Origin of the sequence: Microbacterium saccharophilum (assembly GCF_007992455.1) — a bacterium.
In the GTDB taxonomy this organism is placed as follows: Bacteria; Actinomycetota; Actinomycetes; order Actinomycetales; family Microbacteriaceae; genus Microbacterium; species Microbacterium saccharophilum.
This window is the reverse complement of sequence record NZ_BKAH01000009.1, coordinates 1-21,769: the sequence shown is the minus strand read 5'-3', so window position 1 is coordinate 21,769 and position 21,769 is coordinate 1. Positions and strand designations below refer to the sequence as shown.

The window sequence follows — 21,769 nt, the reverse complement described above, 5'->3', positions numbered from 1 at the left end:
AATCTGGGAGGGCGCAGGACCCCCGTGATCTGGGATGGTGGCCTCGCCGAACCTGCGGGCAGACTGCTGCCGCACCATCCCTCGACGATTCGGACCCGCATGACCACTCCCGACCTCACCATCGACTCCCGCGTCCGGCGGCTCCGCGATGCGCTGGGCGACCGCGTGCTCTTCCCCGGCGACGCGGGCTTCGACGCCGCGCGGCTCCCGTGGAACGTCGTGGTCGACCAGCGACCGTTCGCGGTCGTGCGTCCGGAGACGGCCGAAGACGTCGTCGACGCCGTCCGGGCAGCGGTGGCGGCCGGTCTCCGGGTGGCGCCGCAGTCGACGGGTCACGCCGCCGCGGCCCTCGCCGACACCGACGTGTCGGACGTCGTCCTCCTCAGCCTCGCCGGCCTCCGTGGCGTGACCGTCGACCCTCTCGCCCGGACGGCGCGGGTGCTCGGCGGGTCGCAGTGGAACGACGTGATCGCCGCGGCCGCGCCGCACGGGCTCACCGCCCTGCACGGCAGTGCCGGCGATGTGTCCGTCGTCGGCTATGCGCTCAGCGGCGGCATCTCCTTCTACGGGCGTGCGCACGGCATGGCCGTGCACAGCGTGCGCGAGGTGCAGCTGGTCACGGCAGGCGGCGATCTGCTGCGCGCGAGCGCCGACGAGCACGCTGAGCTCTTCTGGGCCGTGCGCGGCGGCAGCGGCGCGTTCGGCGTCGTCGTCTCGCTCGAGATCGACCTGCTGCCGTACGCCGACGTGCACGCCGGGATGATGCTGTGGGATGCCGCGCACGCGCCCGCGGTGGCGCACGCGTGGGCGTCGTGGACCGCTGCGGCGCCGGAGAGCGCCACCACGACGCTGCGGGTGCTGCACATCCCGCCCCTCCCCGATTTCCCGCCGTTCCTGTCCGGACGATCCCTCGTCGTGATCGACGGGGCGATCCTGGAGACGGATGCCGTGGCGGCCGAGCTCCTCGCGCCGCTGCGCGCCCTGCAGCCCGAGATGGATACGTTCGGACGGATCCCGGCCGCGGATCTCGTGGGCGTGCACATGGACCCGCCCGAGCCGACGCCGTCGATCACGGCGCACGCCGTGCTGGACGCGCTTCCCCGCGACGCCGTCGATCACTTCCTCGCCGCGGCCGGCTCCCCGGCCCTCTTCGTCGCCGAGCTGCGACACCTAGGCGGCGCGTTCGCGCGGCCGCGCCCGGACGGCGGTGCCGTCTCGGCGATCGAGGGCGAGTACCTCGTGGACGGGATCGCCGTCGCGCCCGTGCCGGAGGCGGTCGGCCCCGCCACCGCGGCCGTGCAGGCGATGGTCGCCGCGCTCGGGCCATGGCACGGCGACGCGCTCGCGCTGACGTTCATCGACGGGGGAGGCGTGCCGCGGGCGGCCGGATTCGGCGCCGCGGGGGAGCGACTCCGTGAGCTCAAGCACCGGTACGACCCGGCGGGTGTGTTCGCCGCAGCGCATCCGGTCTGAGCGAGGCTTCGCCGGGTGGGGCCCGGCGACAGCGGAACGGGGCGGGAGGAGGGGGGTCCTCCCGCCCCGGGTACGCGTCCAGGTCCGCATCCCGGGGCACGTGCCTACGATGGAAGCAGCGCCGACGGCATCCATCGAGGGGAGGGGCCATGGTCCAGGTGAGAGTGGCCGGGGTGGCTCTGGATGCGGCCGGGCAGCACGTCATCCTGCTGAAGCCGCTGGATTCCCTTCCGGGAGAGGGCCGCATCCTGCCGATCTGGATCGGCACGCAGGAGGCGACCTCCATCCTCATCGCCGTCGAGGGGGCCATCCCGCCACGCCCGCTCGCGCACGACCTCATGCGGTCCCTCCTGGACGAGCTCGGCGCCACCGTGGACCGCGTCGAGGTGACGCGGATCGAGGAGGGCACCTTCTACGCGGAGGTGACGATCACCTCTGCCGCCGGCATCCATCTCGTGGATGCGCGACCGTCGGATGCCATCGCGCTCGCCTCGCGCACCGCGGCGCCGATCTGGGTCGCCGACGATGTGCTCGCCGAGGCCGGCGTGATCGACGTCGTGACGGAGGATGAGGCCGGGGGCGACCCGGAGGAGAACCTCGAGGAGTTCAAGGAGTTCCTCGAGCACGTCGACCCGGAGGACTTCCGGGAGTGACGGACCCCCCGCTCAGCCGGCGGGCGTGATCTCGACGGGCTCGCCGAGGTCGTAGTAGTGCTGGGTGATGGTGCTCGATGCGCCGAAGAAGGATGCGGTGCCCTCCGAACCGACCGGGGTCCAGTTGTCGGCGAACCAGACGACGTAGCTCTGCACCGGCAGGTCGTACCAGCTGAACGGGGCGTCACTCGTGATGCGGGTCGCCGACACGGTGTCGCCGTTCGCCAGCGTGATCGAGTCCGGCGCGGAGGCGACCGTCCAGCTGGGGCTCGCTGCGATGAGGTCGCCCGCGAAGGAGGGGTCGGAGAAGACGCGGTACAGCTCGCCGGTGATCCCGGCCATCTGCTCGTCGGGGTCGGTGGACTCGGGATCGCCCTTGACCGGGCCGTCGCCGCTGTCGATCCACATGATGCCGTCGAGGAACGTGATCTCGATGGGCCCGTCACCGGTCTCCAGTGAGCCCTGGAACTCGAATTCGGGCGTGTACTGGAAGCGGATCTCGCCGCCGAGCTCCGCGCCGCTGATCGTCTCCTTGCCCGTGCCGAATGAGGAGAGCGCCGTCTGGATGCACGCACCCAGCTCGTCGCCGGTCACGGTGGCGCCGGGGCTCACGTCGATCGCCGTGCACTCCTCCGGTGCCGACCAGGCGGCCGGCTCCGGCGTCGGCGTCGCGGATGCCGTCGGGGAGGCGCTCGCGGTCGGCGCCGCAGCGGGTGTGTCCGACTCCGAGGGGGCGGGGGTCGCGGAGCACCCGGCGAGGAGGAGCGCGGCGAGGGCGGTCAACGCGAAACCGGCGGTCTTGGTCACTGTTCGACGCTATCAAAGGCGACCGGGCGTCCTTTACCAGGTGTCGGGGGCCCCGCGCACCCGTTCGACAGGGATGCCCCCGCCCCGCAGACTCGTCGGATGACGACGCGGCTCCTCCTCATCTCCGACACGCACATCCCCGGGCGGGCGCGTGTGCTGCCGGCCGCCGTGCTGCGGGCGGCGGATGACGCGGACCTCATCGTCCACGCCGGTGACTGGGTGACGGCATCCGTTCTGGACGAGCTCGCCGCCCACGGCGACGTGCTGGGCGTCTTCGGCAACAACGACGGCCCGGATCTGCGCGCGCGGCTGCCCGAGGTCGCGCGCCGGCAGATCGAGGGCGTGCGCTTCGGGGTCGCCCACGAGACCGGTCCGGCGCGCAACCGCGAGGAGCGGATGGACGCCGCGTACTCCGACGTCGATGTGCTGGTCTTCGGGCACAGCCACATCCCGTGGGACACGATGACGCCCCGCGGCAGGCGCCTGCTCAACCCGGGATCGCCCACCGACCGGCGGCGCCAGCCCCACCACACGATGATGACCGCCGTCGTGGACGACGGTGTGCTGCGGGACGTCGAGCTGCAGACCCTCTGAGGTCAGGCGCGGGGGTCCGTCCTGCCTGCCCAGGGGTCGTAGTCGACCTCGAGGGGCTCCTGGCCGGGGCGATCGGGCTCGGCCACGTGCTGCAGGTTGACGCGGATGCGGTACCAGAGCGAGCTCGACCCGCGCATCCCGTCGACGAGGATATCGGCGGGGGAGAGCTGGGCGACGACGCCCGGATGACGCGCTTTCCAGGTCTCGAGCGCGGCGAGGGCTTCGTCCTTCGTCCTGGCACGCGCGATCTCGATGAGCGGCATCGTCGACTGGCGCCGGCCCGACCCGTCGGCGGCGCGCGGTGCGCGCTCGGCGGGTCCGAGGTCCTTCGCGAGGGCGAGGAGCGCCTCGAGCGACCCGGGGGCATCGTCGATGCCCGCGTGCGGGTCCCCGATCTCCGCGAAGCGGGCGGGCACCGTGCGGACGGTGAACTCCTCGGGGCGCCGCACGCGCAGCTCGTCCCAGCTGAGCGGTGTGGAGACCCGGGCGTCGGGGCGGGGCCGCACGGAGTAGGCGGAGGCGACGGTGCGGTCTTTCGCGTTCTGGTTGAAGTCGACGAAGACGCTTTCCCCGCGCTCCTCCTTCCACCAGTGCGCCGTGGCGAGTCCCGGCGCGCGGTTCTCGACCTCGCGTGCGAAGGTCTGCGCCGCGAGTCTCACGTCCTTGTAGTCCCAGTGCGGGTGGATGCGGATGAGGATGTGGATGCCCCGGGAGCCCGAGGTCTTCGGCCAGCCGACGAGGCCCAGGTCGTCGAGGACATCGCGGGCGACGAAGGCGACGTCGACGATCTGCGACCAGTCGACGCCGGGCATCGGGTCGAGGTCGATGCGGAGCTCGTCCGGGTGGTCGAGGTCGCCGGCACGCACGGGGTGCGGGTTCAGGTCGAGGCAGCCGAGGTTGACGACCCATGCGAGGCCCGCGGCATCCTGGATGACGGTCTCTTCGGCGCTCGTGCCCGAGGCGTACTGCAGCGTCGCGGTCCGGATCCAGTCGGGGTGGTTCTCGGGGACGCGTTTCTGGAAGAAGGCCTCCTTGTCGATGCCCTTCACGAAGCGCTTGAGCACCATCGGGCGGTCGGCGGCGCCGCGGAGGGCCCCGTCGGCGACGGTGAGGTAGTACTCGACGATGTCGAGCTTCGTGAGCCCCGCATCCGGGAAGACGATCTTCCCCGGACTGCTCACACGGACCTCGCGCCCGCCGATCTCGAGCGTGACGGCATCGCCTTTGCCAGGAGACATGGCGCCACTCTACGGACGCCGCGGGCCGATGGCGACGGTCGCCGTGTGCTCGCCGGATGCCGTCAGAACGGTGCCAGGTCGAACTCGCGGTGCAGGAACCTCCACGTCGCCTCCGCAGCAGCGCCCGCGTCGCGCCCGCCGCAAACGCCGTCAGTCCCGCAGCAGGCGCACCCTCGCCACGAGGAAGCCGGCGGCGATCGACCCCAGGGCGCCGACGGCCATGTCGCCGATCGTGTCGGTGTAGGTGACGAAGATCTCATCCGTGACGAACGTCTTGCCGATCCACTCGATGATCTCCCAGACGGCGCTCGCCGCGAGGCCGAGCGCCGCGGTGAAGATCACGGCCGCCCGGCGAGCCTCTCGAGGCGGCGGCGCGATGCCCCAGCGAACGAGCGCCAGATACGCGATCGCGGCGATGAGGCCCGTGCAGACGGTGTGCACGACGAGGTCCCATCCGGTGATGGTGCGGTACAGGTCGAGCACGTTGCTCCACGATGCGATGAGCACCGTGACCCCGTACGCGATGTCGAACCCCGGCCGCACGCCGACGAACCGCGGGGCGAGCAGTGCCGGCAGTGCGAGCGAGAGGATGCCGGCATCCGTCCCGGTCCACCAGATCGCCGCGACCAGGATGCTCAGCACCCCTGCGACGCGCACGGCGTCGGCGAGGATCTCGGCAACGCCGCGCGGGCGGCGGAGGAAGTTCTCGATCATGCGCCGCGGCCCCCCATCCGCACGACGGCATGCACCGGCAGGTGATCCGACGGCCAGCCGCCGCCGACCGGCCGGGGGTCGATGGCCGCGCGCAGCACGCGCACGTCCGGCGACACCCCGATCCAGTCGATCCGGCCTCGGCGCACGTGCGGGCGACGGTAACCGGCGTACGTGTCCCACTCCGGTGTCTCGCGTTCCGCGGCGGCATCCCACGCATCGACGAGGTCATCGCCGCCGAACAGCTCGAGGAGCGGCGCCGACCCCGGGCGCGCGTTGAAGTCTCCCGTGACGATCGCCGGAAGCTCCTGGTCCTCGACGAGTTCGCGGATGTGCCGCGCGCCGGCGGCGCGGGCCCGCGGCGAGAAGACGTCCAGGTGGGTGTTGAGCGCGATGAAGCGCACGTCGGTCGCGCGGTCGCGGAACGAGGCGGTGACGAGCACGCGGGGGAGCATCGCGCCCCACGACCGGGAGCCGGGGACGTCCGGCTGGGTGGAGAGCGCCGTCTGCCGCCAGTCGAGCAGTTCGAGGCGCTCCCCGTCGAAGAACAGCGGGCACCCCTCGCCCCGCCCGTTCGCGTCCCGGCCGTGCCCGACGAACCGGTACCGCGGACCGAGTGCATCCCGTACCGCCGTGGCCTGGTCGGGCATGGCCTCCTGCGCGCCCAGGAGAGTGGGGCGCTCGGCTTGGAGCAGCGCAGTCAGGCGCGGGCGGCGCAGTCGCCACCGGTCGGCCGGGCGCACGAGCGGTCCGGTGAACCGGCGCCGGATGTTGTAGCTCACGACATGGAGATCAGGCGCCTCGACCGGCCCGATGAGCGGCGTGACGCTCATCGGGGAGCCCGGCGTCGCGGGACCGGCACGCCGAGCCGGTGCAGCCCCCGCCGAAGCAGCAGCCGCACCCATCGCACCGGGGGGAAATCCGCCGGCCAGTGCACGAGGACCGTGCGGACGCCGCGCAGGAGTCGCTGCCCGAACCCCGCACCGGCGGCGAACGGCCGCATGGAGATGCCCATCGCCGCGCCGTGCAGGTAGCGGATGCGGTGCCGCTCGCCCAGGTGGAACGCGAGGTCCAGGTCGTCGTGCAGTTCGGCATCCTGCCGATGCACGTGGCCGCGGATGCGCTGCCACGCCGACCGGCGGAACGCGAGGTTCGAGCCGAAGACCGGCAGATGGCCGAGCGCCGGCGCGGTGACCACGACGTACGCGCCGAGGTAGCAGGCGGCGAGCCACGTGCGCAGCGCCCGCGGCCCGTCGATGAAGCGCGCCCCGCCCGTGAACACCGACACGTCCGGCCGGCGCACGAACGCCCTCTCGACGGTCTCGATCCAGGTCTGCGCCGGAAGGCAGTCGGCGTCCAGTCGCACGATCACGTCCTGGGTCGCGGCGTCGTACCCGGCGGAGCTCGCTGCGGGGATGCCGGGGCGATCGCATCGGATGACCCGCACGCCGGCGTCGCGCGCGACCTCCGCGGAGGCATCCGCGGACCCGTTGTCGACGACGACGATCTCGTCGGGCTCCCGGGTCTGCAGCTGCAGGGCGCGCAGGCACCGGCGCAGCTCGCGGGCGTCATCCTTCACGGGGATCACGACGGAGATCGTCGGCGATCCCTCGGGGCGTGCAGTCACGTCGACTCCTCAGGCGGCTGTCCGGCCACGCTAGCCCATCGGACGAAGAGGCCCGGGGGCGTTGACACCGGCGACGGGGACCGATAGCCAGGAGGACATGACTTCTCAGGCAGAACGCGCCCAGACCCTGTCCGCCCTCCACGCCGCGCCGGAGATCCTCCGCGTCGTCAACGTGTGGGATGTCGTATCCGCCAAGGCGATCCTCGATCTGCCCGAGACGAAGGCGCTCGCCACCGCCGGTCACTCGATCGCCGCGACCTTCGGCTACCCCGACGGCGAGAACATCCCGCTCGAGCTGGTGCTCGACATGGTCGGCCGCATCGTGTCCGTTGCCGGTGACGTGCCCGTCTCGGCCGATCTGGATGCCGGCTTCGGCAACGCGGGCGAGACCGCCCGCCGTGCGATCGGCGTGGGCATCGTCGGCGCCAACGTCGAGGATCGCCTGAAGCCGCTCGCGGAGTCGGTGGCCGCCGTCGAGGCGATCGTGCGTGCCGGCGTGGCCGAGGGCGTGCCCTTCGCGCTCAACGCCCGCACCGACGCCATCGTCCGCGGCGGCGACCGTCCGCTCGACGAGTCGATCGCGGATGCCATCGAGCGCGGCCGCGCCTACCTCGACGCAGGCGCCGACATCGTGTTCGTCCCCGGCGTGCTGAACGCCGACGTCACGCGGCGGCTCGTCGAGGGGATCGGGGAGCGGAAGGTCAGTGTCATCGGCCTGCCCGGCGCGCTCACGGCCGCGGAGTACGAGGCGCTCGGCGTCGCCCGCATCTCGTACGGGCCGACGACGCAACGCGTCGCCCTCACGGCGTTGCAGGACGTCGCGAAGAGCCTGTACGCCGACGGCGTCATCCCGCCGTCCACCCGCGCGCTCAACTGAGCGGCGTTCAATCCGGCAGCTGAGCGGCGTTCAGTCCGGCAGCCCGAGGAGCGGCTCGATCTCCAGCGTCAGGTCGATGATCTGGCGCAGCAGGCCGCCCGTCGTCGTCGACTGCAGCAGCGTGAACCGGTCGTACTCGCCGAGCGGCGCGATCGCGGCGAGCTGCCACGCCGAGGCGACGGGATCGTCGGACAGCTCGACGTTCGGATCCCACTGCGCCTCACCGACGACGGCGCTGCGCGCCAGCATCCGGCGCACCAGCGCCTCCGCCTCGTTCCGCAGCGGTGTCAGCGCCTCGTTCCACTCCAGCGGCGGGACCGGCGACACCTCGGCCTGCGGGTGCGGGTCGTCGTCGAGCCACCGGTCCACGGTGATCCGCTCGGTGCCGACGGCCAGGGCGTACATGTCGTCGTCGCCGGTGGAGACCTCGAGCAGGCGCGCCAGGGTCCCGATGCTGCTGCGCTGATCCCCGCCGCCGGCCTCGTGTCCCCGCTCGATGAGGACCACGCCGAACATCGGCTCCTCGGCGTCCAGGAGCCGCCCCAGCATCGTGAGGTACCGCGGCTCGAAGACGCGCAGCGGGAGCGGGGTGTACGGGAACAGCACGGACCCGAGGGGGAACATCGGCACGGCGCTCATGGCACCAGTCAAACATCGCCTGCGGCGGCCCGGGTCGACCTTCAGCGGACGTACAGTGAGGGGATGCCGCGCCCGCACGCCGATCCCGTCGCTCCCGGCCAGGAGTCGGTCTGGGACTACCCCCGTCCGCCCCGCGTCGAGCCGGTCGCCTCCCGTGTGTCGATCGTGCTCGGGGGCCAGGTGATCGTCGACACCGATGACGTCGTACGCGTGCTCGAGACGAGCCATCCGCCGGTCTACTACCTGCCGATCGGGGCGTTCGCCGACGGGTCCCTCGCGCCGACGACGGGATCGTCGGTCTGCGAGTTCAAGGGGGCGGCGCGCTACTTCGACGTCGCCGGGGGCGGCCTCGTGCGCCCGCGCGCAGGGTGGGGCTACCCGCATCCGCTGCCCGGCTACGAGGTGCTCGCCGACCGCGTCGCCGTGTACGCGCGTGAGATGGACCGGTGCACGGTGGACGGCGAGACCGTCACGCCGCAGCCCGGCGGGTTCTACGGCGGATGGGTCACCTCCGCCATCGTCGGCCCGTTCAAGGGCGTCCCGGGCTCGATGGGCTGGTAGCCGCCCGGCATCCCTTCGATCCACCCAGCGCGTTCCCACCGGCACGCGCTACCCTGGACCCGAGGCGTCCGCATTCCGCGGCGCCCGTACGGTGCATCTACCTGCTGGGAAGGCAAGGCGGCACACTCCGACCGCCAGCCGAACCGAGGTGCTCCACCATGACCGCGACCGCCGTCGATGATCGTTCCCTGATCTCGCACACCGGGTTCTGGTACTTCCCGATCGCGTTCCTCGCGCGCCTCCCGTTCGCCATGATGGTCGTCGGCGTGCTCACCCTCGTCGTCTCGGTCCGCGGCTCCGTCGCCCTCGGCGGACTGACCTCGGCCGCTGTCGGCATCGGCACCGTCATCGCCGGCCCCGTCGTCGGCGATGCCGTCGACCGGCTCGGCCAGCGCCGGGTGCTCGTCCCGCTCGGCCTCGTCAACGGGGCGCTGCTCATCGCGTTCCCCTTCGTTGCATCGTCGGACCTGTTCGACGGGATGCTGCTGGCCTCGGCGTTCCTGATCGGCCTGTCCGCCCCGCAGGCGGCGGCCATGTCGCGGAGCCGGATGATCACGATCATCCGCGACCGGCTCTCGCCGCACCGCCGCATCCGCACGTTCTCCCGCTCGATGGCGTACGAGTCGGCGGCGGATGAGACCGCGTTCGTCATCGGCCCCGTGGTCGTCGGCGTGCTCGCCTCGTTCATCGCCCCGTGGATGCCGATCGCCGCCGCGGCCGTCCTGAGCCTCGTCTTCGTGACGGCGTTCGCGCTGCACCCCACCGCGCGTGTGTCGCCGGCGCACGGGGACGCGGACGTCGAGCTGGCGCCGGCCCGGGAGCTGCTGCGCGCCCCCGTGCTCGTGCTCGTGGCCGCCACCTTCGCCGTCGGGATGTTCTTCGGCGCGACACTCACCTCCCTGACGGCGTTCATGGCCGAGCGGAACGACGTCGACACGGCCTCGCTGCTGTACGGGGTCATGGGGATCGGGTCTGCCGTCCTCGCCCTCGCCGTGGCGCTGCTGCCCACCCGGTTCGCGCTGCGCTGGCGATGGATGCTGTTCGCGAGCGTGCTCGCGGCATCCACCCTCGGTTTCACGCTGAGCGACTCGGTGTCGGCTGTGACGCTGATGCTCGCGCTCATGGGCCTCGGCATCGGGCCGACGCTCGTGACCCTCTACAGCCTCGGCGGCCAGCGCAGTCCGGTCGGCCGGTCGGCGACGCTCATGACGGTGCTGGGGTCGGCGATGGCTCTGTCGCAGTCGCTCGCGGCCGCCGGGACGGGCGCCCTGGCGGAGGCGTTCGGGGCCCGGAGCGCCATGGTCATCCCGTTGCTGGCGGCGGCGATCGTCGTGGCGCTCGGGGTGCTGAACCTCGCCATCGAGCGGCGCACACGCGTGGCGGCGGCGGCGCGGAGCCTCGACGCCGTGCGCGCTGTGGAGTGTCCCCGCCCGGTGGGATGATCGCGGCATGACCCGGTACGCGATCGACTCCGGAACGGCCCTGCGGCTCGTGGAAGAGGGGCGTGCGGTGAGCCCGGCCCACGCGCTGGTCGGCCCGGCCGTGCTGCGCTCCCATGCGCTTTCCGCCCTGTACCGGGCCGTACGCGAGGGCACCCTCCCGGAGAAGGAGGGCCGCGCACGGCTGGAGGGCATCGCGGCCTTGAAGATCCGGCTCCTCGGCGACCGGGTGTCGCGGGCGACGGCGTGGAGGATCGCGTCTCGGCTCGGGTGGGAGGACACGGCACAGGCCGAGTACCTCGCTGTCGCGACGCTGCAGGCCGATGCGCTCATCGCGGCGGATGACGCCCTCGCCGCCGCCGCAGACGGCATCGTCCCGGTCGCGGAGTACGACGACCTCTTCCGCTGATCCTCATCCGCGCCGGATGTGCTGATTCAGGCTGGAAGGAGTAATCTCGCCAACTGTATTACTAGATAAGCGAGATAAATTGTGGAAGCTGCCGCTCGGAAGCGCTGGATAGGGCTGGTCTTCATCAGCATCGCCGTGTCGCTCATCATCGTCGACTCGACGATCGTGAACGTGGCGGTGCCGTCGATCGTCGACGAGCTCGGCATCACCTCGACCGAGGTCCAGTGGGTCCAGGAGGCCTACACGCTCGTCTTCGCCGCGCTCCTCCTGCTCTTCGGCAGCCTTGCCGACCGCTTCGGTCGCCGCCGCGTCATGCTGCTCGGCGTCGTGCTCTTCGCGGCCTCGTCGGTGTTCGCGGCGCTCGCACCCGACGGCGGCATCCTGATCCTCTCCCGCCTCGTCCAGGGCGTCGGCGGCGCGATGATCCTGCCGACGACCCTCTCGCTCATCAACGCGACCTTCCGCGGCAAGGAGCGGGGCATCGCGTTCGCGGTGTGGGGCTCGACCATCGGCGGCATGGCCGCGGTCGGCCCGCTCCTCGGCGGCTGGCTGACGACGGCGTTCTCGTGGCGCTGGGCGTTCGGCATCAACGTCCCGCTCGGCATCATCATCATCATCGGCGTGCTGCTGACGGTCGCCGAGTCGAAGGAGCCCCGCCGCGGCCGCCTCGACATCGTCGGCTCCGTGCTGTCCGTCCTCCTGTTCGGCTCGCTCGTCTTCGGGCTCATCGAGGGCCGCACCTATGGCTGGTGGACGCTCGAGCAGGACTTCACGATCGGCTCGTTCACCTGGCCGTTCGAGCTGTCGCCCATCCCCGTCGCGTTCGCGATCGCCGTCGTCGCGCTCGTCGGCTTCATCTGGTGGGGACTGGCGCGCGCGAAGCAGGGCAAGGGCACGCTCCTGGAGTTCTCTCTCTTCCGCATCCCGTCCTTCCGCAACGGCAACGTCGCCGCTCTCGTGGTCTCGCTCGGCGAGTTCGGCATCATCCTCTCGCTGCCCCTGTGGCTGCAGTTCGTGCTCGGATTCGACGCCCTGCAGACCGGCTTCCTGCTGCTCGCGCTCGCCCTCGGCTCGTTCTTCGCCAGCGGCGCGGCGGGGGCCTTCAGCGGCAAGGTCGCCCGTCGTCATCGTCCGTCTCGGCATCGTCGCGGAGATCATCGGCGTCGCGTGGGTCGGGTTCATCATCGCGCCGGACGCGGCCTGGGGATGGCTCGTCCCCGCCCTGTTCGTCTACGGCTTCGGGGTCGGGCTCGCCACGGCGCAACTCACCGGCGTCATCCTCCAGGACGTGCCCGTGCAGCTGTCGGGTCAGGGATCGGGCACGCAGTCCACGTCGCGTCAGGTCGGCTCGGCGCTCGGCGTGGCGATCCTCGGCACGGTCCTCTTCACGACGACCGGCGCGGCGCTCAGCGCATCCCTCGATGACGCGGGCGTTCCCGCCGCGCAGGCCGACACGGTCGTGAGCGCCGTCGTCGACTCGGCCGGCGGCGCGATCGCCGGCTTGTCGGCGAACCCCGAGACCGAGGCGTTCGGAGCCGCCGCCGAGGCGGCCTTCTCGGACGGCACGCGCGCGTCGGCGTTCACCGCCGCGGGGTTCCTTCTCGTCGGCCTCGCCGCGACGTTCTCGCTCGGTGCGGGCCGGCGGCAGGAGGAGGACGCGCAGGTCTCGGAGGACCCGGCGCGCCCGTCCACCTGACGTCGGGTCAGAAGCGGTTCGGCCCGTCCGGGTCGGTGAGCGGCTCCTCCGGGTTCGGCGCGAACGGCTCCGTGGGGTTCGGCGCGAGCGGCTCAGACGGATACGGTGCCAGCGGCTCCTCCGGGGCGCCGGGCAGTCCCGGATCCGGTGGGCCGGCGGGGCCGGGCGTCTCGCCGGGGGCGTCGGGGAAGGCGGTGCTCATGGCGTGCTCCTCTCATGCGCAGATGCGCGTTCCCCCGCACCCTCACCCCGAACACCGCGCGCAGCCCAGCCCCTTGACATCGAGCGCGTATTCAACGGGTTGACTGCGTATTCGACGTGGATGCGCACTCACCCTCCCGAATACGCGCTCGACGCAGCGAATACGCGCTCAACAGCACGGATACGCGCTCGACAACCGGCGTAGCCTGAACGGGTGCCTGCCGAACGTGCTCCGCTCAGCGCCCGAGCGCAGCTGGAGGCGCTGACCGCCGCCGTCGCCGCGGGCTCCGCCGGGCGCGGCTTCTCGGCGCTGCGCGGAGCTCCGGTCCCCACCGCCCCCCGCGCCGCCGCCGTGCTCATCCTGTTCGGCGTCCTCGACGGCGTGCGGAGCGTCCACGCGGCGGACGCCGTCTCGCGCGATCTCGACGTGCTGCTCCTCGCCCGCGCGGCGACGCTGCGCTCGCACCCCGGCCAGGTCGCCTTCCCGGGCGGCCGTCTCGACGGCGGCGAAGAGCCCATCGCCGCCGCGCTGCGCGAGGCCGAGGAGGAGACCGGCCTCGACCCGGCCGGGGTCGACGTGCTCGGCACCCTCGAGACGCTCCCGCTCGCCTTCTCGCAGCACCTCGTCACCCCGGTGCTCGCCTGGTGGCGGCATCCGACGCCCGTCCGCGTCGTCGACGAGGCGGAGTCGGCTGCCGTCTTCCGCGCCCCGGTCGCCGACCTCCTCGACCCGGCGAACCGCGGTGTCACCGTGATCCGGCGGGAAGGTCAGGAGTTCCGCGGACCGGCCTTCCATGTGCCGCACGCCACGGGCATCCACCTCGTCTGGGGGTTCACCGCGATCGTGCTGGACGGCCTGTTCGACCGCCTCGGCTGGACGGAACCGTGGGACGGGACGCGCGAACTGCCCGTCACCGTCTGACCAGCCACGCGTCGACGGCCTCTGCTGCGACGCCGATGACAGGCCATGCGCCCTCCGAACTGTTGCCGAGGATGCTCACCGTCGTGTCGGATGCCGGGATGTGCGTCGACCGGAACGACACCCCGGCGTCGTATCCCTCCAGCACGGCGGCGGGAGCGGTGCGGTGCAGCCAGAACCCCATGCCGTACCGCATCCCCTCGTCCGGCACATCGTGCCGCGGGATCGTCATGGCCGCCACGGTCGCCGGCGACACGATGCGGCCGCCGTAGAGGGCGCGCCAGAAGCGGTGCAGGTCGGCCGCGGTCGTGTATGCGCCGCCGTCGCCGTTGCCGAGCACCGGGAGGTGCAGCGTGTTGACGCGGTCCCCGTCTTCGAAGAGGTAGCCGAGCGCCGCGGTCCCCGGCAGCTCGTCGGAGCGGAGGAAGTCGGTCTGCGTGAGGACGGCCGGAGTGAACACGCTTCGCCGCACGACGTCATGATACGTCTCGCCGGTCAGGCGCTCGAGGACGATCGCGAGCACGATGTACCCGCCGTTGCAGTAGGCGAAGCGGTCGCCCGGCGGGAAGGACTGCGGCAACCCGTCGACGAGCGGCAGGAACGCCTCGGCTGTCGTCAGTGTGTGGACCGGGGCGGTCAGCACGTAGTCGGACGCCTCCCAGTCCGCATCCTCGTCGAGGTAGTCGCCGATCCCGGACGTGTGGGTGAGGAGATGCTCGACCGTCACGGCGTCGTCGATGAGCGGCAGGTCGGCGCCGAGGATCTCGCGGACGGGCTGTTCCAGCCGCAGCGCTCCCTCTTCGACGAGCCGCATGACGGCCAGCGCCGTGAACGTCTTGCTGCCGCTCGCGATCGCGAACCGCGTGTCGGGCGTGTTCGGCACGGCGAAGGCGCGGTGCGCGAATCCGAAGGCCCGTGCCAGCGTGCGTTCGTCTCCGGCATCCACCGTGGCGATCCCGGTGAACGCCCGCTTCGCCGCAGCCTGCTCGAGCGCGGCGGGATCGATCGTCAGCATGGCGTACCTCCTGAGACGATCATCCTGCAGACCGGGCCGGGGCGGAATGGAGGCGGCGTTCCCGCATCGCGAGGAACAGCGGGAACGTGAACGCGAACGCGGTCACGCCGGAGAGGAGGATGTACAGCCAGGCGCGGCGCATCCCGAGCCGGCGCGCCTCCGCGACGATGAGGATGCATCCTGCGATCGCGACGACGAGCAGGTCGACGCCGATCGACCCGACCGCGGGGCCTGACGTGAACAGGTCGCCGAGATAGTTCCGCATCAGCACGACCGACCACACATTCAAGAGGAACGTGCCGATCAGCCCGAGGAGCGCGAGCACGAGGTAGGCGATCGACAGCGGCGTCCACGGGGGCTTCATGAGGGGCATTGTCCTCGATCGGATGCCGTCGCGGCGAGGTAGGCCCGCGGGGCCTGACACCGCCGCCCGATAGTCTTGCATCGATGGAACTCGGGGTGTATGCGGTGGTGGCAGTCGCCATCATCGTCGGCGTGGCCGCGTTCTCCAAGAAGCTCGGTGTCGCCGCCCCCATCGTCCTCGTCGTCGCCGGCGTCGCCCTGTCGTATCTGCCGGGTGTGCCCGAGATCGAGGTGCCGCACGAGATCATCCTCGACGGCCTCCTGCCGCCCATCCTCTACGCGGCCGCCATCAGCGTCCCGATCATCGACTTCCGCCGGAACCTCGCGCCGATCGCGAGCCTCTCCGTCGTGCTCGTCATCGTCACCGCTTTCGCCACGGGCGGGCTCCTGTACCTTCTGCTCCCCGACCTCAACTTCGCCGCCGCCGTCGCGCTGGGTGCCATCATCAGCCCGCCGGATGCCGTCGCCGCGACCTCCATCGGGCGGCGCCTCGGCCTGCCGCCCCGCCTGCTCACCGTGCTCGAGGGCGAGGGTCTCGTCAACGACGCGACCGCCCTGGTCCTCCTCCGCTCCGCGGTCGCGGCCGCGGCGGGCGGACTCGCCTCGCCCTGGGCGGGCGTGGCGGACTTCTTCTACGCCGTCGCGGTCGCGATCGTCATCGGGCTGGTCACGGGCTGGGTGACCGTCTGGGTCCGGTCGAAGCTGTCCGACCCCGTGCTCGACACCGCCCTGTCGATCGCCGTGCCCTTCATCGCGTTCGTGCCCGCCGAGCAGCTGCACGCCTCCGGCGTCCTCGCCGTCGTCGTCGCCGGACTCTACACGGGGCACGCGGCACCGGCGAAGTTCTCGCCGCAGTCGCGGATCAGCGATCGCATCAACTGGCGCACCATCCAGTTCCTGCTGGAGAACGGCGTCTTCCTGCTCATCGGGCTGGAGATCCGCACCCTCATCGGCGACGTCGACCCGACCGTGCTCGGGGTGTGGGACTCCATCGGGATCGGACTGCTCGCGACCGTGGCGCTCGTCGTCATCCGGTATCTGTGGATCGGGCCTCTCGTCTACGCGCTCGGCCGCCGCGCGCGGCACGCCGAGAAGCAGACGTACCGCTCGCTGCTGGCGCTCTACTACTTCCGGAGCCATCCGATGAAGTCGCGGCGTCAGGCGCTCGCGCGCAACCGGCTGGAGCGGGACTACACGCGTCGACGCGCGGACCTCGAGACGCAGCGGCAGGAGCACATCGACTGGCGCGGGGGCGTCGTGCTGGGCTGGTCGGGGATGCGGGGCGTGGTGACGCTCGCCGCCGCCCAGTCCCTCCCGGAGGAGACGCCGTACCGCCCGCAGCTCATCCTCATCGCGTTCACCGTCGCGGTCGTCAGCATCCTGCTGCAGGGCGGCACCCTGCCGTGGCTCATCAAGCTGCTGGGCGTGCAGGGCATCGACGCGAGGGAGGACCGCAAGGACTTCGCCCAACTGCTCGAGACGCTCAGCGGCGCGGGGCTGGACGCGCTCGACGAGGAGATCTCCGCGCGCGGAGACTCCCTCGACCCCGAGGTCGTGGAGCGTGCGCGGCAGGCCTCCTTCCTCAACACGGAAGCGGCGTGGGAACGCGCCGGCCGTGGTGGGGCCGACAGCGAGACCCCGCACCGCATCTACCGCGAGCTGCGCCTCACCATCGTCGCCGCGGAGCGCGAGAAGATGCTCGAGCTTCGCGCCGCGGGCGTCTACCCCTCGCGCATCCTCGCGGAGGCCCAGGTCATGCTCGACCAGGAGGAGACCCGGTTGCAGCGGCGTCCCGGCGGCGCAGGGCACTGACGCGGGCCGGCGCTGACGGGCGACGCACGGTGGGCGACGCACCTCGGGCGAGGCCTCAGTCGACGAAGCGGACCCAGTTCGCGCCCGTGCCGGTCTCGGCCTGCTGCAGGAGCTCGAGCCGGTCGGCATCCGCGCGGTAGAGGGAGACGGTCGTCGACTTCTCGCCCGCGGCGACCAGGTACGCGCCGTCGCGGCTCACCGCGAAGCCGCGGGGCTGCGTCTCGGTGACGGTGAAACGGTCGGCGGCGAGAACCGACCCGCTCGCGGCGACCCCGACCGCCCCGAGCGTGCTCTCGGTGCGCTCGGACGCCCAGAGCCGGCGCCCGTCCTCACCGATGTGGAGGTCCGCGCCCCAGATGTAGTGGTGCGCGAGCGGGTCCTCATCGATGACGCTGCGCTGGAGGCCCTTCGTCGTGTCGTAGGCGGTGGCTTTGTCGAGCGGGGTCAGCGTGCCGTCCTCGGTGTTCCGCGCGAAGTGCAGGACCTCGGCGGTGAACTCGGTGAGGACGTAGACGGCATCCTGCGCGTCGTTCAGGACGAGGTGGCGCGGGCCGCTGCCGGCGGGGCATGCGACGGTCGGAGGGTCGAGCGGGGTGAGGGTGAGGTCGTCGCCGATCGCGTACTGCGCGACCAGGTCGGCCCCGAGCGAGACGAAGTACGCGAAGCGTCCGTCGGCGCTGGGGAGCACGGAGTGCAGTCGCGGGTAGGCGATCGTGCTGACCGGTTCGCCGACGACGCCGTCGACGATGGGGGCGAGGATGCCGTACCCGCCGCCGTACGACGCGCCGAGCAGGGCGGTCCCGTCACGGGTGAGCGCGAGGTAGTTCATGCCGCCGCGGGGGAGGTCGGTCGTGCTGCGCGGAGTGAGGCGGCCCGACTCTCGGTCGAGGGCCAGGGTCCGGATGCCGGGGACGTCGCCCTTGACGGCGGCGTAGACGAGGTCGCGCGTGGCGTCGACGACGAATGTCGAGGTGCCCGGGAGGCCGTCGGTCACGGCGAGACGCTCGAGCGCGCCGTCGGCGAGGCGGAACGTGCTGATGGAGCCGTCACCGGCGTTGGCCACGAGGACCAGGGGCGTTGCGGAGGTCACGGGTCGAGCCTAGTTCGGCTGGGTCGGCGGCGTGGCGCGTGCTCCCGCACGCCGCCTCCTCCACGAGCGGGACCGGCGGAATGTCGTCCACAGGATGATCCGCGCGTTCGAACAAATGTCCGAGGGTGGGAGCAGAATGCAGGTATGACATTCCTCGCCGAGGTCGCCTCGAGAGCACGGGCCGTGGCCGCCCATGATGCTCTCGATGTCGAGCCGGCGTCGCTGCCGGCGGTGCTGCGGAGGATGCCGGATGACGCGGTCGTCGCGCTCCTCGAGGAGGCGTCTGCGCTCATCGGCTGCGCAGAGCGGCTGAAAGTCGCGGCCGCGGGGGTGGTCGCGGAGCGATCGGCCGCCCCGCATGGGGGACTGGCGGGCACGCTCGGGCATCGCTCGCCGGTGACGCTCGTGCAGGAGATCACGGGCGGATCCAGGGGCGAGGCGAGCCGCACGGTCCGAGTGGGTGCCGCGCTTCTGGAGGGTCCGCCGTCTGCGCCCGATCCCCATCCGGATGCGGAGCCGGCTACGCCGGTGTTCGTGTGGCACGCCGGGCTCCGCGACGCGATGCTGGGCGGGGCGGTGACGGCGGCGCAGCATGACGCGATCCGGCGCGGCCTCGGCGATCCCGCAGAGTGCGACGGCGCCGCGGAGGTCTGGGCGATCGCCGCGCAGCAGCTCGTGGGCGAGGCGCCCGGCATGCCCGTCGAGGAGCTGGGGAAGCGCGCCCGCGCCGTGCGCGACGCCCTCGACCCGGTGGGTGCCGGGGAGCGCTTCGCGCAGCGATACGCGGGCCGCGCCTTCCGGACATGGACGGATGCCGACGGCGTCCACCACGCCCGCATCGACTTCGACGACGAGACCTTCGCGTGGGTGCAGTCCATCACGGATGCCGCCCTGCGGCCCCGCCGCGGCGGCCCGCGCTTCATGACCGACCTCGAGAGGGCGCAGGCAGACGAGCTCGTGCGGGATCCGCGCACGAACGAGCAGCTCGCGTACGACCTGATGATGGACGTCCTGCGCGCGGGCGCCCTGGCTTCCGCGGAGGATGTGTTCGGTGCGCGGCAGCCGGGCGTCCGGCTCGTCGTCGTCAAGGATGCCGTGGGCCCGCGCGATCCGTTCGGGCGCTTGCTCGCCGTCGGAAACCTCGAAGACGGCGGCGAGGCCCTTCCCGGCGCCGTGCTCGACCGCGCCCTGTGCGACACCGGGTCGGTGACCGTGACGGTCGACCGAGGCGGAAACCCGCTCGACGTCGGACGGGAGCAGCGACTCTTCTCCGGGAAGCAGCGCATGGCGCTCGCCGTCCGCGACGGCGGATGCCTCTGGCCGGGGTGCGACCGTCCGCCGTCGTACTGCGAAGCGCACCACGCGGATCACTGGGAGGAAGACCACGGCTGCACCGACATCGACCGCGGCGTTCTTCTCTGCCGCTTCCATCACCTGCTGCTGCACAACCAGGGCTGGAAGATCAGCCGCGACGGCACCGGGCCGTTCGTCCTCCATCCGCCCGGCGGGTCGGGGGAGACCGTCGCCCTCCGCTCGAAGTCGCCGGTGCGCTGGGCGTGGGATCCGCCGCCGGACCGCGGTGGCTGGCGCGCGGCATGAGGCGCGCGGCGGGAGGCGCGAGGCATGAGGCATGAGGCGTGCAGCATGAAGGGGACGGGCGAGAAGCGCGCCGGTGCCGCTCTGGTAGGATCGTCCGTTGGAAGTGTGTCCGAGCGGCCTAAGGAGCATGGCTGGAATCCATGTAGGCGGGGTAACTCGCCTCGCAGGTTCAAATCCTGTCACTTCCGCCACCAGATGAGCGTCGTCCCCACCGAGGGGCGGCGCTCATCGGCGTTTCCGCCCGGGTTCCCCACCGGCTCGCGGAAGGAATCTCGAGGCGGTGGGAACAAATCCCGCCCCACGGGCCGTTGTCACACGAGGTCACATCGGCCCGCGGCATCCATCCCCGCGTCTACCGTCGACACACGCGCTGCGGCGCACACGAACCATCCGGCGATCGCCATCCCCCCAGGAGACCCTCCCGTGACTTCCACACGCCCCACCGCGCCCGTCGGCGCGCGCACCGTCAAGCCGAAGAAGCCGTTCTACCGGTCATTCGGGTTCCAGATCACGATCGCGCTCATCGCGGGCATCGCTCTCGGCCTGCTCGCCCGCCAACTCGGGCCGGACGCCGACGGCAACCCCAACGGCCTCGCGGCGACGCTCTCCACCATCGGCAGCGCCTACGTCACGCTGCTGAAGGTCGCGGTCGTCCCGCTCATCTTCACCGCGATCGTCGCGAGCATCACCCAGCTCCGCAAGGTCACCAACGCCGCCCGCCTCGCCGGCCAGACTCTCCTCTGGTTCGGCATCACGGCGCTCATCGCGGTGACGATCGGCATCGTCCTCGGCGTCACCGTGCAGCCGGGCAACCGCGTCGACCAGTCGCAGCTCGCGACCGGCGACCCGTACACCGTCGGCACGTGGTGGAACTTCCTCAAGGGACTCATCCCGCAGAACTTCCTCGGCCTCACCGTCTCCAGCTCCGCCGACCCGGCCGGCGCCATCACCTCGACGGTCGGCTTCAACGTGCTGCAGGTCATCGTGATCGCGGTCGCCGTCGGCATCGCCGCGCTCAAGCTCGGCACGCGCGCCGAGCCGTTCGTCGCGTTCACCGAATCGTTCCTCAAGGTCATCCAGCGGGTGCTGTGGTGGATCATCCGCATCGCGCCGATCGGCACGCTCGGCCTCATCGGGTCCGCCGTCGTCACCTACGGCTGGGAGAAGCTCACGACCCTGCTGTGGTTCGCCGTCGCGATCTACCTCGGGCTCGCACTCGTCCTCTTCGTCGTGTACCCCGTGCTGCTGAAGACCAACGGCCTCTCCATCCGCCAGTACTTCTCCGGCGTGTGGCCGGCCGTGCAGCTCGCGTTCGTCTCGCGGTCCTCGATCGGCACCCTGCCGCTCACGCAGCGCGTCACCGAGCGGAACCTCGGCGTGCCCCGCGAGTACGCCTCGTTCGCGGTGCCCCTCGGCTCGACGACCAAGATGGACGGCTGCGCCGCGATCTACCCCGCCATCGCCGCGATCTTCGTCGCGCAGTTCTTCGGCATCGAGCTCTCGCTCGTGCAGTACCTGCTCATCGCGCTCGTCTCCGTCGTCGGGTCGGCGGCGACCGCCGGCACCACGGGTGCGACGGTCATGCTGACGCTCACCCTGTCCACCCTGGGCCTGCCGCTGGAGGGCGTCGGCCTGCTGCTCGCGATCGACCCGATCCTCGACATGGGCCGCACCGCGGTCAACGTCGCCGGGCAGGCGCTCGTCCCGGCGATCGTGGCCAAGCGCGAAGGCATCCTGAACCAGGACCTGTACAACGCCCCGCGCGACGGTGAGCCGTTCGCGGACGACTCCGGCGACGACGACGAGACGACGGATGCCGTCGCAGCGGCGCCGGTCGCCGCGACGGCGCCCGCGCCCGCCACGGACGCCAACCCGCAGGGCGAACCCGCCCGCATCTGACGTACGTCACGAAGCCCCGCCCGGTCACGATCGGGCGGGGCTTCGTCATCCCTGCCGTTTGTCGCGGTGGCGCGGTGGCGCGGTGGCGCGGCGGCGGCGTGGCGGTGGCGTGGGCGCGAGCCGGGGCGCCGCCGTTCGCCCGCGCCG

21 protein-coding genes, 1 tRNA gene and 1 pseudogene are annotated in these 21,769 nt (G+C 71.9%); 13 read left to right on the top strand and 10 right to left on the bottom strand.

Going from position 1 to position 21,769, the window contains the following annotated elements; all coding sequences use genetic code 11:
* The first annotated feature begins 99 nt into the window (after nucleotides 1-99).
* Nucleotides 100-1,473 (top strand): FAD-binding oxidoreductase, encoded by a 1,374-nt coding sequence (locus tag MSA03_RS09990; RefSeq protein ID WP_147050862.1) that lies wholly within the window; start codon nucleotides 100-102, stop codon nucleotides 1,471-1,473.
* Between the two features lie 149 nt (nucleotides 1,474-1,622).
* Entirely contained in the window at nucleotides 1,623-2,126 is a 504-nt protein-coding gene (locus MSA03_RS09985; protein ID WP_147050860.1) for a bifunctional nuclease family protein, read from the top strand.
* Between the two features lie 12 nt (nucleotides 2,127-2,138).
* On the opposite strand, the gene MSA03_RS09980 is transcribed toward MSA03_RS09985, so the two are convergent.
* Nucleotides 2,139-2,933, bottom strand: a complete 795-nt coding sequence (locus tag MSA03_RS09980) for a hypothetical protein (RefSeq protein WP_147050858.1) — start codon at nucleotides 2,931-2,933, stop codon at nucleotides 2,139-2,141.
* A 99-nt stretch (nucleotides 2,934-3,032) separates the two neighbouring features.
* On the opposite strand from MSA03_RS09980, the gene MSA03_RS09975 reads away from it, so the two are divergent.
* Nucleotides 3,033-3,527, top strand: a complete 495-nt coding sequence (locus MSA03_RS09975) for a metallophosphoesterase family protein (RefSeq protein WP_147050856.1) — start codon at nucleotides 3,033-3,035, stop codon at nucleotides 3,525-3,527.
* 2 nt (nucleotides 3,528-3,529) lie between these two features.
* Here MSA03_RS09975 and ligD read toward each other — a convergent pair whose 3' ends face one another.
* The 4 genes from ligD to MSA03_RS09955 form a co-directional block, all read right to left on the bottom strand.
* Nucleotides 3,530-4,765, bottom strand: a complete 1,236-nt coding sequence (gene ligD / locus MSA03_RS09970) for a non-homologous end-joining DNA ligase (RefSeq protein ID WP_147050854.1) — start codon at nucleotides 4,763-4,765, stop codon at nucleotides 3,530-3,532.
* 150 nt (nucleotides 4,766-4,915) lie between these two features.
* Nucleotides 4,916-5,479 (bottom strand): DUF2238 domain-containing protein, encoded by a 564-nt coding sequence (locus MSA03_RS09965; RefSeq protein WP_147050852.1) that lies wholly within the window; start codon nucleotides 5,477-5,479, stop codon nucleotides 4,916-4,918.
* Nucleotides 5,476-6,309, bottom strand: a complete 834-nt coding sequence (locus MSA03_RS09960) for an endonuclease/exonuclease/phosphatase family protein (protein WP_147050850.1) — start codon at nucleotides 6,307-6,309, stop codon at nucleotides 5,476-5,478. The genes MSA03_RS09965 and MSA03_RS09960 overlap by 4 nt, the downstream gene beginning before the upstream one ends.
* The gene (locus MSA03_RS09955) at nucleotides 6,306-7,103 is read right to left on the bottom strand and encodes a glycosyltransferase family 2 protein (protein ID WP_147050848.1); all 798 of its coding nucleotides are present in this window, start codon (nucleotides 7,101-7,103) and stop codon (nucleotides 6,306-6,308) included. Before MSA03_RS09955 ends, MSA03_RS09960 begins: the two co-directional genes overlap by 4 nt.
* A gap of 97 nt (nucleotides 7,104-7,200) precedes the next feature.
* On the opposite strand from MSA03_RS09955, the gene MSA03_RS09950 reads away from it, so the two are divergent.
* Nucleotides 7,201-7,980 (top strand): isocitrate lyase/PEP mutase family protein, encoded by a 780-nt coding sequence (locus MSA03_RS09950; RefSeq protein WP_028494912.1) that lies wholly within the window; start codon nucleotides 7,201-7,203, stop codon nucleotides 7,978-7,980.
* 30 nt (nucleotides 7,981-8,010) lie between these two features.
* On the opposite strand, the gene MSA03_RS09945 is transcribed toward MSA03_RS09950, so the two are convergent.
* Nucleotides 8,011-8,619 (bottom strand): LON peptidase substrate-binding domain-containing protein, encoded by a 609-nt coding sequence (locus tag MSA03_RS09945; RefSeq protein WP_028494913.1) that lies wholly within the window; start codon nucleotides 8,617-8,619, stop codon nucleotides 8,011-8,013.
* Nucleotides 8,620-8,682: 63 nt separating this feature from the next.
* Between MSA03_RS09945 and MSA03_RS09940 the strand changes: the two genes are divergently transcribed.
* The 4 genes and pseudogenes from MSA03_RS09940 (at nucleotide 8,683) to MSA03_RS09925 (ending at nucleotide 12,724) form a co-directional block, all read left to right on the top strand.
* Nucleotides 8,683-9,180, top strand: coding sequence for a DUF427 domain-containing protein (locus tag MSA03_RS09940; protein ID WP_147050846.1), 498 nt, complete (start codon nucleotides 8,683-8,685; stop codon nucleotides 9,178-9,180).
* A 158-nt stretch (nucleotides 9,181-9,338) separates the two neighbouring features.
* A complete protein-coding gene (locus MSA03_RS09935) occupies nucleotides 9,339-10,622 on the top strand; it encodes an MFS transporter (protein WP_147050844.1) in 1,284 nt (427 codons plus the stop codon).
* Nucleotides 10,623-10,629: 7 nt separating this feature from the next.
* A complete protein-coding gene (locus MSA03_RS09930; protein WP_147050842.1) occupies nucleotides 10,630-11,028 on the top strand; it encodes a hypothetical protein in 399 nt (132 codons plus the stop codon).
* Between the two features lie 81 nt (nucleotides 11,029-11,109).
* A pseudogene (locus MSA03_RS09925) lies at nucleotides 11,110-12,724 on the top strand (DHA2 family efflux MFS transporter permease subunit).
* 7 nt (nucleotides 12,725-12,731) lie between these two features.
* Here MSA03_RS09925 and MSA03_RS09920 read toward each other — a convergent pair.
* On the bottom strand, nucleotides 12,732-12,926 hold the full coding sequence (locus MSA03_RS09920; RefSeq protein ID WP_147050840.1) for a hypothetical protein: 195 nt from the start codon (nucleotides 12,924-12,926) through the stop codon (nucleotides 12,732-12,734).
* 213 nt (nucleotides 12,927-13,139) lie between these two features.
* On the opposite strand from MSA03_RS09920, the gene MSA03_RS09915 reads away from it, so the two are divergent.
* Nucleotides 13,140-13,847, top strand: coding sequence for an NUDIX hydrolase (locus MSA03_RS09915; protein WP_028494917.1), 708 nt, complete (start codon nucleotides 13,140-13,142; stop codon nucleotides 13,845-13,847).
* Here the strand turns inward: MSA03_RS09915 and MSA03_RS09910 are convergent.
* A complete protein-coding gene (locus MSA03_RS09910; RefSeq protein ID WP_147050838.1) occupies nucleotides 13,837-14,859 on the bottom strand; it encodes a serine hydrolase domain-containing protein in 1,023 nt (340 codons plus the stop codon). The two genes, MSA03_RS09915 and MSA03_RS09910, sit on opposite strands and share 11 nt — an antisense overlap.
* Nucleotides 14,860-14,878: 19 nt before the next feature.
* Nucleotides 14,879-15,223: a DUF2834 domain-containing protein gene (locus MSA03_RS09905; RefSeq protein ID WP_147050836.1), complete on the bottom strand. Its 345-nt coding sequence runs from the start codon at nucleotides 15,221-15,223 to the stop codon at nucleotides 14,879-14,881.
* A gap of 83 nt (nucleotides 15,224-15,306) precedes the next feature.
* Here MSA03_RS09905 and MSA03_RS09900 point away from each other — a divergent pair, with 83 nt between their 5' ends.
* Entirely contained in the window at nucleotides 15,307-17,034 is a 1,728-nt protein-coding gene (locus MSA03_RS09900) for a cation:proton antiporter (RefSeq protein ID WP_147050834.1), read from the top strand.
* A 55-nt stretch (nucleotides 17,035-17,089) separates the two neighbouring features.
* On the opposite strand, the gene MSA03_RS09895 is transcribed toward MSA03_RS09900, so the two are convergent.
* Entirely contained in the window at nucleotides 17,090-18,124 is a 1,035-nt protein-coding gene (locus MSA03_RS09895) for a lactonase family protein (protein WP_147050832.1), read from the bottom strand.
* 144 nt (nucleotides 18,125-18,268) lie between these two features.
* Here MSA03_RS09895 and MSA03_RS09890 point away from each other — a divergent pair, with 144 nt between their 5' ends.
* The 3 genes from MSA03_RS09890 to MSA03_RS09880 all read left to right on the top strand — a co-directional run bounded on the left by MSA03_RS09890 (nucleotide 18,269) and on the right by MSA03_RS09880 (nucleotide 21,622).
* Complete coding sequence (locus MSA03_RS09890) at nucleotides 18,269-19,723, top strand: HNH endonuclease signature motif containing protein (protein ID WP_147050830.1); 1,455 nt, start codon at nucleotides 18,269-18,271, stop codon at nucleotides 19,721-19,723.
* A 99-nt stretch (nucleotides 19,724-19,822) separates the two neighbouring features.
* A tRNA-Ser gene (locus MSA03_RS09885) sits at nucleotides 19,823-19,914 on the top strand.
* A gap of 232 nt (nucleotides 19,915-20,146) precedes the next feature.
* Nucleotides 20,147-21,622: a dicarboxylate/amino acid:cation symporter gene (locus MSA03_RS09880; protein ID WP_147050828.1), complete on the top strand. Its 1,476-nt coding sequence runs from the start codon at nucleotides 20,147-20,149 to the stop codon at nucleotides 21,620-21,622.
* The last annotated feature ends 147 nt before the right edge of the window (nucleotides 21,623-21,769 follow it).